The organism is Paenibacillus sp. FSL R10-2734 (assembly GCF_037963865.1).
GTDB lineage: Bacteria > Bacillota > Bacilli > Paenibacillales > Paenibacillaceae > Paenibacillus_AQ.
In genome coordinates this window covers 6,875,584-6,891,060 of record NZ_CP150170.1, presented here as the reverse complement: position 1 = coordinate 6,891,060, position 15,477 = coordinate 6,875,584, and the positions used below count along the sequence as shown (strand labels likewise).

Sequence of the window (15,477 nt, the reverse complement as noted above, 5' to 3'; positions counted from 1 at the left end):
TACAGCTTCCGCAAAACTTTTAGGAGGATAAGCATATGAAACCAGTAGTAAGAGAGCATATACAGCAGTTGGATGTATCACTAGGCGGCGGGATCGTCAGTGATAAGATCAGGGTAGATACGATTGATAATCCAATCCTAATTATTGGACTAGGCGGCACGGGCATTGATGCCCTGCTGCGTCTTAAATATCAGATTAACCGCCGCTTTAAGCTGCCGGAGGATCCGATATCCAAGAAGAAGCGGGACAAGCCGGATAATGTGGAGTTTCTAGCTTTTGAGACGAATGAACAGGATCGCGGTAAAAAATACAAAGGGATCGGGCTCGACCCGCAAAATGAATTTGTATTGCTGGCGAATGCTGAAATCGGCGGATTGCTCCAGAACAGAAGCATTCTTGATTCGTATATTACGGACTGGCTATCTCCGGAGCTGAGTATCACAGATGGTATGAATGGTGCTGCTGGTGTACGCCAAGCTGGACGTCTGTTACTTTTCACTAAGATTAATCAGGTTGTAGGCGCGATTGATAAGAAGATCAAGACATTATCCGTAGGCACGAACAAGAAGCTGATGGTTTTCCTTTTGACAGGTCTGTCGGGCGGTACTGGTAGTGGGGCTTTCCTCGATATTGCTTATATCGTACGCGGTATTATTGAGCGCGACTATGGATCTGCCGGTATTGACCGTGTGAACACACTGGGTTATCTCTTTACACCGGACGTGAACCTGTCTAATAAAAGTTTAAGCGAGCATACGCGTGAATATATTCGCAAGAACGGTTATGCGGCGCTTAAAGAGCTGGATTACTGGATGAATGTGGACAGTCGTGGCGAGCGATTCCAACAGCAATACGGAAATATTTTGACGGTAAATTCACCGTTGGCTCCATTTAATCTATGTCATTTGATCTCTGCAACGAATACCGAAGGTAAGCTGCTAGAGAATGCGTATGATTACTGTATGAACGTAACAGCTGAGAACATCACGAACTTTATGGCGAGTGAAGAAAAAGCGTCTGGCGAAGAATTCGCCATTCATGACTATATCAGTAATATCCGCACCAATATTGCGCAGATGAACAAGGCCTATCCAGCCAACTATGAGTACAACATTATCGGTGCTTCGTCTGCCGTGCTTCCGATTGAGGAAATGACAACTTATCTGGCTTTCCGCTTGTTTGATAAAATGGAAAAAATGTTCCAGCAGGCGCCTGGTCAAGAGGATGTAGAAAAATTCGCACGTAAGCTTGGCATCGATCTCGACAGTATGATTAAAACGTTTGAGTCGCGTGTGCCTGAGCCGCTGCCTGGCTATCAGAATAGCGAACGCCTGAGCCATGCCAATGTAGTTAAGAATCAGGTTGTTAGCATGGATACAGAGCTGGAGCAGAACTTCCTAGCTCGTGCCCGTGAGGAGTATATCAAATCGAAGAAACAGCTTCCTGGCGAAATTGTCGGACGGTTCAGTGAAGAGCTGGATCGCATCTTCCTGCATCCAGAGCAAGGTCCGTTCTATGTTTCTCGCTTGCTGTATACCGAGAAAGGCTTCTGTATTCTGAAGCTGATTCAGTCTTATATTGAGGCTTTACGTGAAAGCTTACTGCGTTTGCCACGCGATATTGAGACAGCACAGGACAGTGCAGATGAGAAGCTGAGCGATGCTCGCAGCGCTTTTGTATCCAAAGAGAAGAAGAAGAATGCCTATATTGAGGCCAAAATCAATGAGTACTGGCTGCATGCTGATGTAGAGCGTACTGAGCAAATGATTCAATTTTACGAGGACTTATATGAGCTCTTAAACGATGAGAACAGCCGGATTTACGGTGTGTTTACAGAGATTCTTAGTGCGCTTAGCTCGATTTTTGCCAAGAATGGGGACATCCTTATCAATGGTGAAGAGCAGGCAGATTATAAAGGCAACAAAACTTATTATTGGAACATCGTTAACGTGCCAGATATTTCGGCGACAATCACCAAAATCATGGATCAGAAGGACGGCGACGACCTGATTCGCGACTTTACCCGTGAAATGCTGAAGCATTCCGGACGCTGGGTCAAAGAGCAGGAGATTGATATCGTTCGTTCGATTTCGGAGTTCCTTAGCGATAAGTTCGGTGATCTGATTACTCGTTCGATGGAAGACTTCCTCGTAATGAAATTCGGACACGAAGAGCCACTGGATAAATTCGTAGAGCGGATTATTGCTGGTAAATTGGATGAAGAGGCCGTACCTACCTTCCACCTCAGCAACAGCTCAGGCAGCTTACATTTCCCATCATGGGGCTTCGTATCAGTACCTGTTAAAGCACCTGGTATCCTGAAAGGGATTCGTAATTATCAGAACAATGCGCTTGGCAAATCGCAATTTACGATCAAGGAAAGCCAAGTGAAGAACCGTATTTTCTGGCTAAATACACGTAATGGTGTGCCACTCTTCGTATACACTCCGCTACGGGTGTTTGAAGAGAACTATGAGCGGACCATTCTTGATAAAGAAGGGATCGGCCGCCATCTGGTGATGACTGATAAGAATAACTGGACGTACCTGCCTTCTCCTATTCCGGAAAAGTCATGGGGTGATACGTACGTCAATGCTCGTGTCCGTGAATATAACGCCCGAGTGCGTGCGGATTTTGCAAAAGCGCTGGCGAGCGGAGTCATCATCGAAAAAGGCGTAGATGAGAACACCAGCAACAGGTATTCTGTTGTCTTCACAAAGCCGTTTGATATGGATGCTCTTTTGAGTGGATTTGATATGCAGTTGAATTCTTCACGTCCGAATCTCGGCGAAGTGAAGAAGGCGGCTGATGAGCTGAAGAGTTTGCGCGAGAAGGGTCTTGAGCGCGAAGGCATTAAAGATATTTTCGGCAGCATTAACAAAGAAATGGCACAGGAAAATCTCATTCGTTCACCGCAGCTGATTTCTCGTGTTCGTGTTGAGCTGGCCAAATATGCTGAACTGACTGCCAAGGCAACGGAGCTTGAAGGTCTGCTCCATCAATATCTGGATGAAGATAAGTGGATGGACCAATTCATCGAGGCTTTGTACACGGACAGCATTGTTAAGAAAGGCGCACTCTACGTTTATGATCGTGATGAAGAAGAGGACGCTTGGGAGCCGTTTGCTAATTTGATGAAAGAACGCAGCTACGTGGAGTACGCCGTGTATCGCCATTTCCGGGAGCTCGATGAGAAGAGCCGCAGTGTTCTACTGCGTAAAGCAGCTCGCCGTGCTAGTGAAATGACTGCCGCAGAAGACGTAACCCCGCTGCTGTATAAGCTGGAAGGGCTGTATGTATCGTTCCTGGAAGCACGCGACAGTTTGGAATACGAACGAGTAGAGTATGAGAGCGGCGATGAAATGTACAGCTTTTATAAGAGCATGACTAGTAAGCTGGGCAGTATCCGCAGAAAGTTGAAATAGGCCTATGATCACAACTCAGGCATTATCTTATGGTGAACAATATGCGGCACAGGAAGAAGCAAGGCGCAGTAAGGGGGATGGACGCAGCAGCATCCATTACCCTGCCCTGTTTCTGTTCGTAGGCGACAAGGTTGCTCCGGCCATCGGTCCGGTGCTGGATAGCTGCGAACGGAAATGGGATAACGCCGGCGGTGTTATGGCATTACATGCTGCGTCAGGTGCGAAGAGCGAGGGAACAGAAAAAAGCAAAAGCGGATCTGATGCGGGAGGAAGAGACCGGGTGATGGCTATGGCCTTGCCGGATATGGCTGGGTCTGATCCACGCACTGTACGTCATGATATTTACCGCAAGTTTCATGAGGATACAAAATATCTTGCTGAAATGAATAAAGTTATCCGGCGGCTGAGCAACAGTATAGCGGATTATGGACGTCTGTACTCGTCTTTCGACGTGATCCACCTTTCTATCATTACGCGGGTCGATGACCCGCTTAATGTGTTGTTGCCGGAAATTACACTGCTGGCACGTGCAATACTCAGCCAGTCCTTTAAGTCTGTACAGACAGATCTCTACGCTCTAATCAATGAGCGGGAGCAAGGGGATAATTTTGGATATTCCAGCTCGGTAGGGCTGGCTTTTCTGCGTGAATTGGACAGAATGCAAGCTACGGACTATACGTTTAATGCGCCGCTGCTTGTAACCGAAGATAGTCTGTCGATTCCAGTCGGCCATGGTCCATCCGCATTATTTGATCTTGTGTATCTGCTCTCCGATAAGAATGAGCGCGGCATGATGTCGGCGCACGGTATGGATGACAACTATGAGATCATCTCCCATATCAGTCTGCTCAAGAATCGGGTCCGCCCGACTTCTGATCAGGCAACCGGACATGGCGGCTATAACAATATGACCTTCAAAAGCGGCATCAGAGGCAGCACAGGAAGACAAGGCTATGCCTCCGCAGGCTTTTCTGGCGTAAGAAGACCCAATGTTCAAATTGCATTGGCCGTGCTGTATCACGCCTTTCGGCGCCTTGCAGCGGATATGCGTGAAGGCAGTCCTTGGACTATGCGTGAGCGTCAGTCCCTATTAGGGCTGGATCCTGACAGTCTGCGGGAGCATGCGGCGAAGCTGGTCCCGGAGAAAGACGGTCTTAGTGAGATGTCGGGGTTAATGAGCCACGGACGTCCGTCCTATAATGAGCTGAAGCAGCTGTCACTACGTGAAGCTGAACAACAGTTGTTCGGTGACGGGGGCGAAGCTTATTTCCGCAACAATTTTGTAGCCGAATCTAATCGAAGAGTAGAAGGTTTCAGTCCTCTTCGTGGATGGCGTACCACGCTGGCGGCACAGGAAACGGCCACACCCGCAGTGACATTCTATCAGTTAGCGGAATGGACGGCTGATCGTGATGAGGGTGGCAGTGTGCTGCATGGCTTGCGTCAGCATATGACTGGACTACGAGCAGCGATTCACTCCGCGCAGGAGGAACTTCAGGATCTTTACGCAGAAAGTGTGGAACGTCAGCCTTTCCAGCGTGTGCCGCTTTTTGACAAACGCACGGTACGTAACTTCATTCATTACTTATTCTCGGCGGTATATGGCAAAAGATATGAGCTATTGTGTATGGAAAGTGAGCTCGCGCTGTGTAGCGCTCTGGAATCAGCGTTAGAGCAGCTTCATGTGGAGAGTATAGCTCGTGTGAAAGCTATGGAGACCTTGGAGGAAGAACTACGTATTACCGTGATGGACAGCATTGGACGAACCAACGAAACAACCGGCCAAAACGTGATGGAATACTACCGAGTGGTCACAGAAGAAGTGATGAAGGATATTGAGACCCGTCGTGGGCATGGAATTTTCTTCAGTGAAAAATACATGGGAAGTATCTCTAAGCTGTTAGAGCAAGGTAAAGATGCGGTAGCAGAACGCTTGATCGGTATTTGTCAGCGGGAAATTTTAACGGCGGAGCCGTTTGCACTATCTTTCGAGGAAGAGCTTCTGCGACGTGCGAATGTTGCGGCTGCATATGAGAACCGCCAGGTTTTATCCAAGGAAGAGCTGTTCAAGCGCCTGTACCATAGTCTGGAGGACGGTGCGACGATCAATGTTCGTCTGTTCGAATACACACAAGAGCATCGTCATGAGGAAAAATATTTCTTTGGAGACAGCGGATCTGAATTCCTGCGCTACGCATTTGGTGTGGATGAGACGACTCGCATTTACCGTTTGGGCTTCGTGCATGAACAGCGTAGAAGTGGAGTGGAGAAGCTGAATCTGATGGGTGGTTTCCATTTAGAGGATCTGCTCTATTACCGTAATGGTAAGGTTTATTATGAGACCTATGCTCAAAATGGCTATCAGCTTCATGGACTAAGTGAAGAGCAGCTTCCTGAGATGCGCTGATGCGGATTGCACTTCGTGCAATAGATACGTTGGATTCTACTCAGAATTAGTATTCTGTTGTATTTGATACATTAGAATTAAGAAGATTTCAAGAATAGGGACATTTCTCCTTATTTTCAATGCATAACATGCAATAGAATTGAAATGGGTCTACTATCAGATGCATTCTATTGCACAAAGTACACTCTGGGGAGCAATATGACATCCGGGAGCTCGTTAAGCGGGCTACATAACCCTCGAAAATGTTTAAACCATTGGAGTACAATTCAGGTTTCTCTTGGAAAGGAAGTTTTAAGATGCAGAGAAAAATCAATCTGCTCCTGCTCTTCTTCAGTCTGATCGGTGGTGGGGTTGCCTTTCTTTTTGGCGAGTGGCTACTGAGCTGGTATAACGATCTGCCTTCTATTTTGCTCGTAGGCATTTATTTTGCCATAGTAGCGCTCGGTATCGGCATCGGTTGTCTGATTGCGGAGATGATCTCGCCACGTTTAAACGGAGCGTCGTGGAAGCAGCGATACTTGGGTCTATCCTGGAAGCTGCTGCCTTTAATGATTGTACTTGCGCTAGGGGTAGGTGCATTCACGGAGTTTGTTTATGAGCTGAATTTTGGCGGTGTGAAGCCGATTAAGAATGTAGTTATGGCTATCGATGACTCTGGCAGTATGGCGCAGAGTGATCCTGATAACAGCCGTTATTCAGCCGCTAAGGCATTAATTACGAGAATGGACAATGACAATCAGGCAGCGGTGGTCACATTTAACCAGGAAGCTGCAGTTGTCCAACCGTTAACGCCACTCTCAGATTCGCAGAATCGCGAGAAGGTGCTGACCGCAATTGATAATCTGAAGCCAACTGAGGGCGGCACGAACATTAGCGGTGCGATCTCAGAGGCACTCAAAGAGATTGATAGTAACGGCACGAAAAACCAGGGCGCTATGGTTATTTTGCTGTCCGATGGAGTGAGTGATTTCGATACCTCACGAGAATTGCAGACTTATATAGAACGCGGCATTGCTGTAAATACCATTGGTCTAGGTATGCAGGATCCAAAGGGTACGCAGCTGCTGCAGGATATTGCGAAAATAACGGGCGGTCACTATTATGATGTGACAGACTCGGCCCTTCTAGGCGATGTATTCCAGCAAATCTATGATCGTTTGGGAGATCGAACATTGCTTACGGTGCGCAGTGATGCTACGGCAGATAGTCCATACTATGCTGCGGTTCGTATTTTGTCGCTGATGCTAATCGGTGCTGCACTTGGACTCGGTCTTGGTATTATGTTTGACAATCGTCATTTGGCAAAGAGCTTTGGGATTGGCGGCGTAATCTCAGGTTTGTTCGCAGGGCTTATTCTGGAATTCGGACTCAGCGGACACACTTTCGCTGACGGGCTTATTCGTCTCCTAGCTGTTCTTATACTGGCTGCTATCATCTCATTATTTACAGGCGTTATTCCGGTAGGAGAAGGACGTATTTACCGTAATAGAAGGAATAATACAGCTCATACTCCAGCGTCAGAGAGCTTTCCAGACCGCCGGAGAAATCGGAATAGCAAAGGATTCTAGTAGTTGAAAGGGGTTTACAGTGATGAGGTACGCCGAGGTTAATGCTTCCGCTCCGTTAATAACGGATGTGACAACCCAAGTGGATGACCGGTTCTGTACGCTGAGATGGCGCTGGCCGGACGGCGTGCAGGCGGTGTACATCCACAAGACCTCTACAGAAGAGGCTTCCAGTGGAACAGCAGATATTCCACCGGTCGGGATGAAGCTCTACACTCGTGAGGAATACAAATCTAATAATGGATATCGCGATCGACTAGATGAGATTGGCCTAGTCTCCTATACCATAATTGCCCGCTTTACTGAGAACGGAGAGACGCTGCTCTCGAGGCAGAGAGACGGTGCGAACCGTGTGGTGGTTAGTGCAGGCAAAGCCAGAATCTATTATTCCATTCAACAAAAAAGAGGCTTATTTGGAAAACAAAAGACCGTGCATATGGCGATTACGGCAGAAGTTCCAGTCGCTCGGGATGTCCTCTGTTATGTCAAGAAACGGGGAGGACATCCGGCAGGGAAAGAGGATGGTATTCTCTTTCCCTTTGTACAGGATTTCGCCCCTGGACGAAATGTACTCCCACCGATTGAGGTCGGCAAGGATGATTTTGTACGCATTTTTTTCACCGACGGTCCCAAGTACGGGCTTTATTACGAGTTGGTGCCGGAGTAAGATCAGTCTACGCGTACAAGCGAGTGTTGGACCGTGCTGTCCATAGCAAGAGACGCAGATACAACTTTTGGGAGGATGAGTAGATGTCTTTTTTTAGCCGTTTTATGAAAAAGAATCAGCCGGAGCCAAGGCCGCTTTTTTACGATATTGTGTGTCCGTACTGCTTCACCAAGTTCTCTCCGGAGGACGTAGTCTTTCGGGCTATGCATAGCCGAGAGGACGATGAGAATTACGCGCTGGGCGAGGATGATGCCTTAAATAAATACCGTGAGCGCTTTGGGCTCGATACGGTGGATGACATAGAAGCGATCATTAACCCAGCGGATATTCCGGAAGAATATCATCATTATACCGATCATGTGTTGACGGGGCTTACAGATCGTTACGGAGTACTTACGCGCAGACGGCTGTGTCCGTCCTGTCATAACGAGCTACCTGTGACCGCAGGTAAGGTTCCTAGTAACATTATTTCGATTATTGGGGCATCCCAAGTCGGGAAGTCGGTGTATATGACCGCACTGATTCATACCTTGCAGCATACGACAGCAGGTCATTTCGATGCCGCTTGTATGCCTTTAAATGCAGAGATTAGCCGGAAGTTCCGTACTCTTTATGAAGAACCTCTTTTTGAGCGCGGGGACCTGCTGGCTTCTACACAGAAGGAAAAGATGCAGGAGCCGTTTATTTTTCAATTTGTCTTTAAAGATGAAGAGAAGCCGCCACTGACACTCGTGTTCTTCGATGTGGCTGGTGAGGGCATGGTGGATCAGGATTATCTAGGACTACATGGTCAGCATATAAAGAACTCTGCCGGTATTCTGTTTATGGTCGACCCACTGCAAATTCGTTCGATCCGTGAGAAGATTCATATTAACATTGGCGACCGTCCGGGAGAATGGGTCTCGCAATATGACGAGCCGCGTGACGTTGTACTGACGATGTTCGGCGACTTTATCGCCTATCAGGAAAAGAGCAAAACGGACATTCCAACCGCAGTCGTCCTTGCGAAAAGTGATATGCTGCATTCGTTGAAGGATGAGGATGGCGACTACATCAAATCCAACAGCAATGTGTTTAATAACTATGTCCATCGCAAAACATTGAATATGGATGAGTTCCATAACATCGATGGAGAAATCCGCAGATTTATTGGTAAGGTGGACCGACCTTTTAAAGATACGATGGATGTGTATTTCTCGAATACAGGCTATTTTGCGGTATCTGCACTGGGCAGTAATCCTGTGAATCAGAAGATTGAGGGTGTAGTAAGCCCGATTCGCGTAGACGAGCCGTTTATTTGGCTGCTGCATAAGCTGAAGTATATTGAGGGGAGCGACGGCCCGTGAATGTTTTCTCAGGGTCTAAGATCGCCCAACAGATGTACACCCGTGAACGCCGCGGAGTGTTTCGATCCACAGAAGGCTTTGATACGGTAGCGAAGTCGGACAGTCTGGACAATAATTTTATCAAAAAAACACTTCATCCCTTCTGCCTCTATGATGCTCCAGCAGAGCTGACCACGCGTGGGGAGAAGGATGAGTCTGTATTTCCAGTAGCGCTGCACCTGTTCCATGCCGAGAATGGCGACACGGTCATTGGACAGAGTCGTTATCAAGCGACGGATTTCACGGGCCAGCGCAGCGCGTTTTTTGCACATAACTTTGTAGTTCCTGCTTCACGTTCAGAGGAGATTGTACAGAGCTATGGGGACTTTCTGCATGCTGACTTCGCAAAAAGTTATGAAGGAGAGCTGGGCGGAACCTTACCGGAGCTGTCTGCTATTCCAGTTGTACGAAATGATCGTCGCCCTGATCCTATAGCGGGATTACGCTTGTTAGGGATTAATGAAGGGATATTTAAGGCATTGCTGCAAGCAGTGATGGTCTCTGTAGCAGGTAAGAAAAAAATCTATATCGCTCTAAATGTACCCATCACGGAGTTGTCCGCGCGGGCGGTGGAGCTTACTGAGATTCTGTACAGCGTGCTACCCTATGAATTCCGCCGTAGATTAGGCGTAATTACGTATGCCAATGAACCGCAAAGCCGTAAATATATACATCTTAGCTTTGTGGAAAAAGGTTCGCTCCGTCCCGGTGATCGCAGCATCGAAAAGGATTTCACATTCGATTTGGTCTCAGGGCGGATGGGGAATGTGGATTTTGGCGAGACCCGCCAGCCGTATGTTGATCTGGTATGGAAGCTGTTACTTCTGAATCCAGGAGATCTCGACGATTTCGTGAGTTTTGCCGATCAGATGCTGCGTGGGGAAAGCCCTGAGCATAAATTATCGCTCGCTTTCTATAATGAGTTAGCCGTATTTTATGAGATTGAGCAAGGGAATGAGCATTTATATACGGAGAATAAGAGCGCGGTGCTGAGTGGATTGCTCTCTTACCTTAAAGCTGAGGGGGCTATTCATTCCAGAGTCCGACTGAACGATATCTTCTTGGAGCGGTTCGATCGAGAATTTGATCTAATTCGGCAAAGGAATGTTCCAGAGCCTGCGATTATGGAGTGCTTTAAGGAATATTTTGTGCTCAAGGATCATAATTACAAAGTCAGAATCGTGGATTATTTCATTAATGGAATGCTTCATAGCGTGGAAGCGGGCCGAAAAGATGTACTCAGTGCAGCTTACGGTATCATCGAGAGTAATGATGAGCTAAGTGCTACCTTTTTTCAAAGGGTGATGTCTGAATCTTATTTCCGTAAGCAGCTATTAGAGCCTTATATGGAGTCAAGACTAGTTGCTGCATCTAAAGCTGTGGACATTCTGAACTTTGTACTTCATTGGGGTCGGTTTCTGCCGGCTGCGTTAGAGCAGCCTTTTGCTCAGGATGCAGCAAGGGATTATTTGCTGGAGAAGCTGCAACTGGAGACTGATCCGGTTGCTGCGGTGGCGGGAATTCATGGCATTGTAGATAAAGCGGAAAAAGATCGACGTAGAGGTACAGGTATTTCTTCTAAAGTACTCTCGCTCTTGCTAGAGCTTGCAGCATCTGCTGACAGATTCTTGCTGAACCGACTATCACTTACTGAAATGACGCAAGAGGACTTACTTGAGGTTGTTTTCTTACGTTATGGCAATGTTGTGGATTGGCAACCGCCATTAGATAGAATTAGCAAGCAGAAAGAAAATGCACTCCGCGCTGCTTATCGCTGGTTTGGTGAAGAGAAGCCGAATGAAGAAATTTTTGCAGGCTTGTCTCCGAAGGAGCTGGACGATGTACAGCTGCTCGGTCGTCGTTTACTAAAGGAAGCTCGAGTGCTGGAGCCATTTGAACGTCTTCCACTGGCCTTCTACTACACCAGTCAGCGCGAAGGTGGTCCATTGGATTATGACGCGCTGTTGGAGTTAGTTAAGCATAAAGCTGGTAGCGATAAGGATGCTATTTATCGATTCTTTGCGTGGTCTCAAGGAAATTCATTATTTACGATTTCGAATAAAAAGCTTCATCCGGGTTATCGTCGGGCGATTCTAAAGTATTTCCAGAGCAGTGACCGCGAGGCATTCAAGAGTCGCGAGTTCCGTAAAAACTACGTCGCTACAGCTCGTCCTGCTCTACAAAATGTGTACAATGAAGCTCGCTCCCAGCTCGCTTCCCCGCTGGCGCGCTGGATCAGCCGCAGCCGATTTCGACTCTTGATCTCTGGTTCCATCACTGGCATTCTGGTAATTATCGCAATTATCGTATTTAGTATGCTGCGTCCGGAAGATCCGAAGACGGCCTTGCCTGGGACAACCCCTGAGCCGACACCTATACAGAGTCCAGGCAGTGAACTTCCTCCGGCTTCAGTATATTTGAAGGATCAGAGCGTCGAAGGAGATAAAGGGAGCAGCGTATTGGTGTTCACCTTTGCCAACGCGGATGATTGTGTCCAATTTAATCCGGCGGAGATTAGTCTAATGACTTCATCCAATGTGGTGGATAAGAGCTTTAAGGTTGCTGCTAGCAATGGAACTTGTCCAGTTCCGTCAACAGATGAGTCGGATGAGGGAGAATTGTCCGGTGATTCGGCCACAGGCACTACTGATGGAACGGTAGAAGATGCAGATGCTACTAACGCAGTCGATGCATCTCCGTCTCCAACGCCTTCAGCTGATGCTGAGGACAATACAGTTGTGCCTTCAGCGACAGCTGTTACAGAAGGGGTAAACCCATCCTATCAGGTGGAGGTTACCTTGGAGCCGGGAGCGACAATCGTAGAGAAAAGCATGATCAAGGCAGGTAGATTTACTTTGATCGTAGATCCCGCTCCAAACGGTACGCCAGATGTTGGTTCAAGTGCTGAACCTTCGGCAACGGCAAGTCCGGAAGGAACAGCTGAATAAAGGAATTCATGATCAGCAGGACTATACCAAAAGGTTTGGTTCTGCTGTTCTTTTTTTGTTGCTCAACCAAAGCTTTTCTATAGACATGCTGTGTATTAATAGATATGATTATGAAAACAAGATCATACATATTGGAAAAGGTGCAGACTCCGACTAAACCTGAGTCTGCTTAAAAGGGAAGTCCGGTGTAAAATTCCGGCGCGGTCCCGCCACTGTAAATGTGGAGCGTCTCTTCTATAAACCACTGTCAGCAGTTAGGACGGGAAGGTGAAGAGAGGCAATGAAGCATTAGCCAGGAGACCTGCCTTTTTCGTGAGCGTTTCTATTCTTCGTGGGGTAAGAATGTGGAACATATACAGATAGACTCTGTGGTCGTAGAGGTTCAAGCGCCCCAGCCTCGATTTGTTATTTTCCCGGGCCGCCCTTCATAGGGGCGGTCTTTATGTTGTGCGCTCTTATTTTATGTAGTATCCATTCCTTAATAGAAAGAGGTTGAACAATGAAGAAGATATTCTCCTCCAAGTTTTTTGTACTTGGACTGGCCATATTCATGGTCATTTCGATTTTAGGAACATCTCTTGCTCCGGCAGGAACAATCTTTGCAGAGTCCGGTGCTAGCACCGGACTGGAAGCCTCTAATGATTCAGCTGCTAATGCTGAGCGGATTAATGTCGCGGATGCGACTTATACGGCTGCAGAATTTATTTTAAAGGGTGGCGTGCAGTCGGATTGGCAAGCGATAGGTCTAGCGCAAGCGGGATATAAACTGCCAGCAAGCTACCTACTAGCTCTTGAGAATAAGGTGAAAGCTGCAGAGGGGAATTTCGCGAATGTAACAGAAACTGCGAGAATCGTACTTGCAGTAAGAGCGATAGGTGCCGATCCTACTAATTTTGCTGGAAGCGAAACAACTCCTGGCTATAACTTAATAGAGAAGATCTATAATCATGACAAAATCAGTGGACAGACACTTAATAATCCAGTATATGCTTTACTTGCGCTGGACTCAGGTAAATATAACATTCCATATAACGCGAAATGGACAGTGGATAAGCTCGTTGCTGAGATTCTCTCCAAGCAAAATCAAGATGGTGGTTTTGCCTTAACTACAGGTGCTAGTGAGCCTGATATGACAGCTATAGCTTTGACCGCTCTAGCGGCGCATAAGAATAGCCCAGAGGCCTATACAGCAGGACTACAAGCCGTGGCTTGGTTATCCAATGCTCAGGATGCCCATGGCGGTTACGGAGATAGTGCTGAAAGTACAGCCCAGGCTATCCTAGGTCTCACATCCTTCGGTGTAGATCCTAGTGGATTAGAATATACCAAGAATAAAGTGAGTCTAATCGCTGACCTACTAAGCTACCGTCTCGCTGACGGAAGCTTCGCTCATAGCCGTGGTGGAAGCAGCAATGTTCTATCCACAGAGCAGGGGCTTCAGGCGCTTGTTGCTTACAATCTGCTCCATAAAGGTAGTAATAGCAAGCTATATGATTTTTCTAAGTCATCCGTTCAGAATTCATTAATCTACGCTCCTGTTACTATAGAAGGTCCTAATAGTACATTAGCACAGGGATATGGATATGCTGGAAACGCACTTGAAGCACTGGAGAAGCTGGCTCTTCAAAAGAACTTGCCGATCACAAATCCATCCGGTGCTTATGTCACAGGAATTGGAAACGTTCTGGGTGGAAGCTATGGCGGTTATGATGGATGGATGTATGTCGTATCCCGTGATGGTCAATGGGTCAATCCAGATGTTGGAATGAGCGATTTTGCGCTTAAAGATTCAGATCAGGTACTGGTTTACTATGCTGGAGACGATACTAAGCTTGTTGATTCGGTAACTGTTTCTAAATCAAGCCCTAAAGAGGGTGATTCTTTTACCGTAGTGGTGACTAGTAAGACATGGAAATGGGATGCTGCAACGAATACGTCCTCCCCTGTAACTACTAAAGCGGCTGGCGTTCAGGTCCAAATTGGAAATCGCATCGTAACGACGAATGCTAAAGGCGAGGCGTTGTTCTCAGGGAATGTGCCCGCAGGTGATTACAAGCTGACTATAACAGGCTATCGTGAAGGAAAAGCACCATCGGTAGCTAAATATACGCAAGATCTAAAGGTGATTCCGAAGAATGTAACGGCTTCACTTACCGTTGAAGGTCCGCAAGGAATGATCGGTGAGGGGACGATAAAGGCTTCCAATGCTCTTGAAGCTTTGCAGCAATTAGGGTTGTCTAATGCTTTTAAAGTGGATATCACGAAATCCTCTTACGGAACTTTTGTATCGGGCATCGATGGAATTACACAAGGACTTTACGACGGCTGGTGGAGCTTCGTGGTATGGCGCAGTGGGGAGTGGATCTACCCAAGCGTGGGTATGGACGCTTTTGAATTACAGGAATCTGACCGGGTTCTTGTATATTATGCCGGAGAAACCACACAGGTTGTTGATAGTGCAATTGTCTCCTCATCACAGCCAAAGCCGGGTGAAGCATTTACAGTAACCGTCTCTCAAAAGAAATGGGTATGGAATAACGCTACCTTTACTTCCGATCCAGTGACTTCTCCGGCCGCTGGAGTGGAGGTGTCGATCGGCGATAAGAAGGTAATCACAAATGCTAAGGGTGTAGCTACTTTTGACGAAGGGCTCCCAGCGAATACGTATACGATTATTGTTACCGGGTATGGTAAAGCTAACGTTCCTAGTGTAGCGCGTTATACGCAGTCACTAAACGTTGGTTCAGCTGATATTACTCCCGCTAAAGCTAATGCTACCATTTCAGTCATTGGGGATAGCAAGAAGGGAACGATTCTGAACAGTACAACAGTAGCTCTAAAAGAAGGCGAAACGGCCTTTAGCTTACTGATCAGTCAATTGGGCGATAAAGTAGTATCATCCGGCATCGCTGGTAGTAAATACGTGAAATCTATAGATGGTTTGGCCGAATTTGATGGTGGTCAAAGCAGTGGATGGAAGTTTAAGACGAATAGAGATGCTGACCCAAGTATAAGTGCAGACAGCTACATTTTACAGAACGGTGATACGTTATATTGGTACTATTCATCGGGTGAATAAG

The 15,477-nt window shown here is 47.1% G+C and carries 7 protein-coding genes and 1 riboswitch; all 7 genes read left to right on the top strand.

Annotated elements, in window-relative coordinates; all coding sequences use genetic code 11:
• Positions 1–35 precede the first annotated feature (35 nt).
• The 7 genes from NSS67_RS29910 (at position 36) to NSS67_RS29880 (ending at position 15,476) form a co-directional block, all read left to right on the top strand.
• The gene (locus NSS67_RS29910) at positions 36–3,425 is read left to right on the top strand and encodes a tubulin-like doman-containing protein (protein WP_339317414.1); all 3,390 of its coding nucleotides are present in this window, start codon (positions 36–38) and stop codon (positions 3,423–3,425) included.
• A gap of 4 nt (positions 3,426–3,429) precedes the next feature.
• Positions 3,430–5,832 (top strand): transcription initiation factor TFIID, encoded by a 2,403-nt coding sequence (locus NSS67_RS29905; RefSeq protein ID WP_339317413.1) that lies wholly within the window; start codon positions 3,430–3,432, stop codon positions 5,830–5,832.
• A 296-nt stretch (positions 5,833–6,128) separates the two neighbouring features.
• Complete coding sequence (locus tag NSS67_RS29900) at positions 6,129–7,400, top strand: VWA domain-containing protein (RefSeq protein ID WP_339317412.1); 1,272 nt, start codon at positions 6,129–6,131, stop codon at positions 7,398–7,400.
• Between the two features lie 22 nt (positions 7,401–7,422).
• Positions 7,423–8,064: a beta-mannanase gene (locus tag NSS67_RS29895; RefSeq protein ID WP_339317410.1), complete on the top strand. Its 642-nt coding sequence runs from the start codon at positions 7,423–7,425 to the stop codon at positions 8,062–8,064.
• Positions 8,065–8,147: 83 nt separating this feature from the next.
• Positions 8,148–9,410, top strand: a complete 1,263-nt coding sequence (locus NSS67_RS29890) for a hypothetical protein (RefSeq protein ID WP_042124368.1) — start codon at positions 8,148–8,150, stop codon at positions 9,408–9,410.
• Positions 9,407–12,397, top strand: coding sequence for a glycosyltransferase (locus NSS67_RS29885; protein WP_339317409.1), 2,991 nt, complete (start codon positions 9,407–9,409; stop codon positions 12,395–12,397). Before NSS67_RS29890 ends, NSS67_RS29885 begins: the two co-directional genes overlap by 4 nt.
• A 121-nt stretch (positions 12,398–12,518) precedes the next feature.
• A riboswitch (cobalamin riboswitch) is annotated at positions 12,519–12,721 on the top strand.
• A gap of 175 nt (positions 12,722–12,896) precedes the next feature.
• A complete protein-coding gene (locus NSS67_RS29880; protein WP_339317408.1) occupies positions 12,897–15,476 on the top strand; it encodes a DUF4430 domain-containing protein in 2,580 nt (859 codons plus the stop codon).
• Position 15,477 lies beyond the last annotated feature (1 nt).

Excerpts from the sequence above, each read along its gene's own strand:
- NSS67_RS29910 (WP_339317414.1), top strand. The coding sequence starts at position 36 with ATGAAACCAGTAGTAAGAGAGCATATACAGCAGTTGGATGTATCACTA.
- NSS67_RS29880 (WP_339317408.1), top strand. The coding sequence starts at position 12,897 with ATGAAGAAGATATTCTCCTCCAAGTTTTTTGTACTTGGACTGGCCATA.
- NSS67_RS29900 (WP_339317412.1), top strand. The coding sequence starts at position 6,129 with ATGCAGAGAAAAATCAATCTGCTCCTGCTCTTCTTCAGTCTGATCGGT.
- NSS67_RS29890 (WP_042124368.1), top strand. The coding sequence starts at position 8,148 with ATGTCTTTTTTTAGCCGTTTTATGAAAAAGAATCAGCCGGAGCCAAGG.
- NSS67_RS29895 (WP_339317410.1), top strand. The coding sequence starts at position 7,423 with ATGAGGTACGCCGAGGTTAATGCTTCCGCTCCGTTAATAACGGATGTG.
- NSS67_RS29905 (WP_339317413.1), top strand. The coding sequence starts at position 3,430 with ATGATCACAACTCAGGCATTATCTTATGGTGAACAATATGCGGCACAG.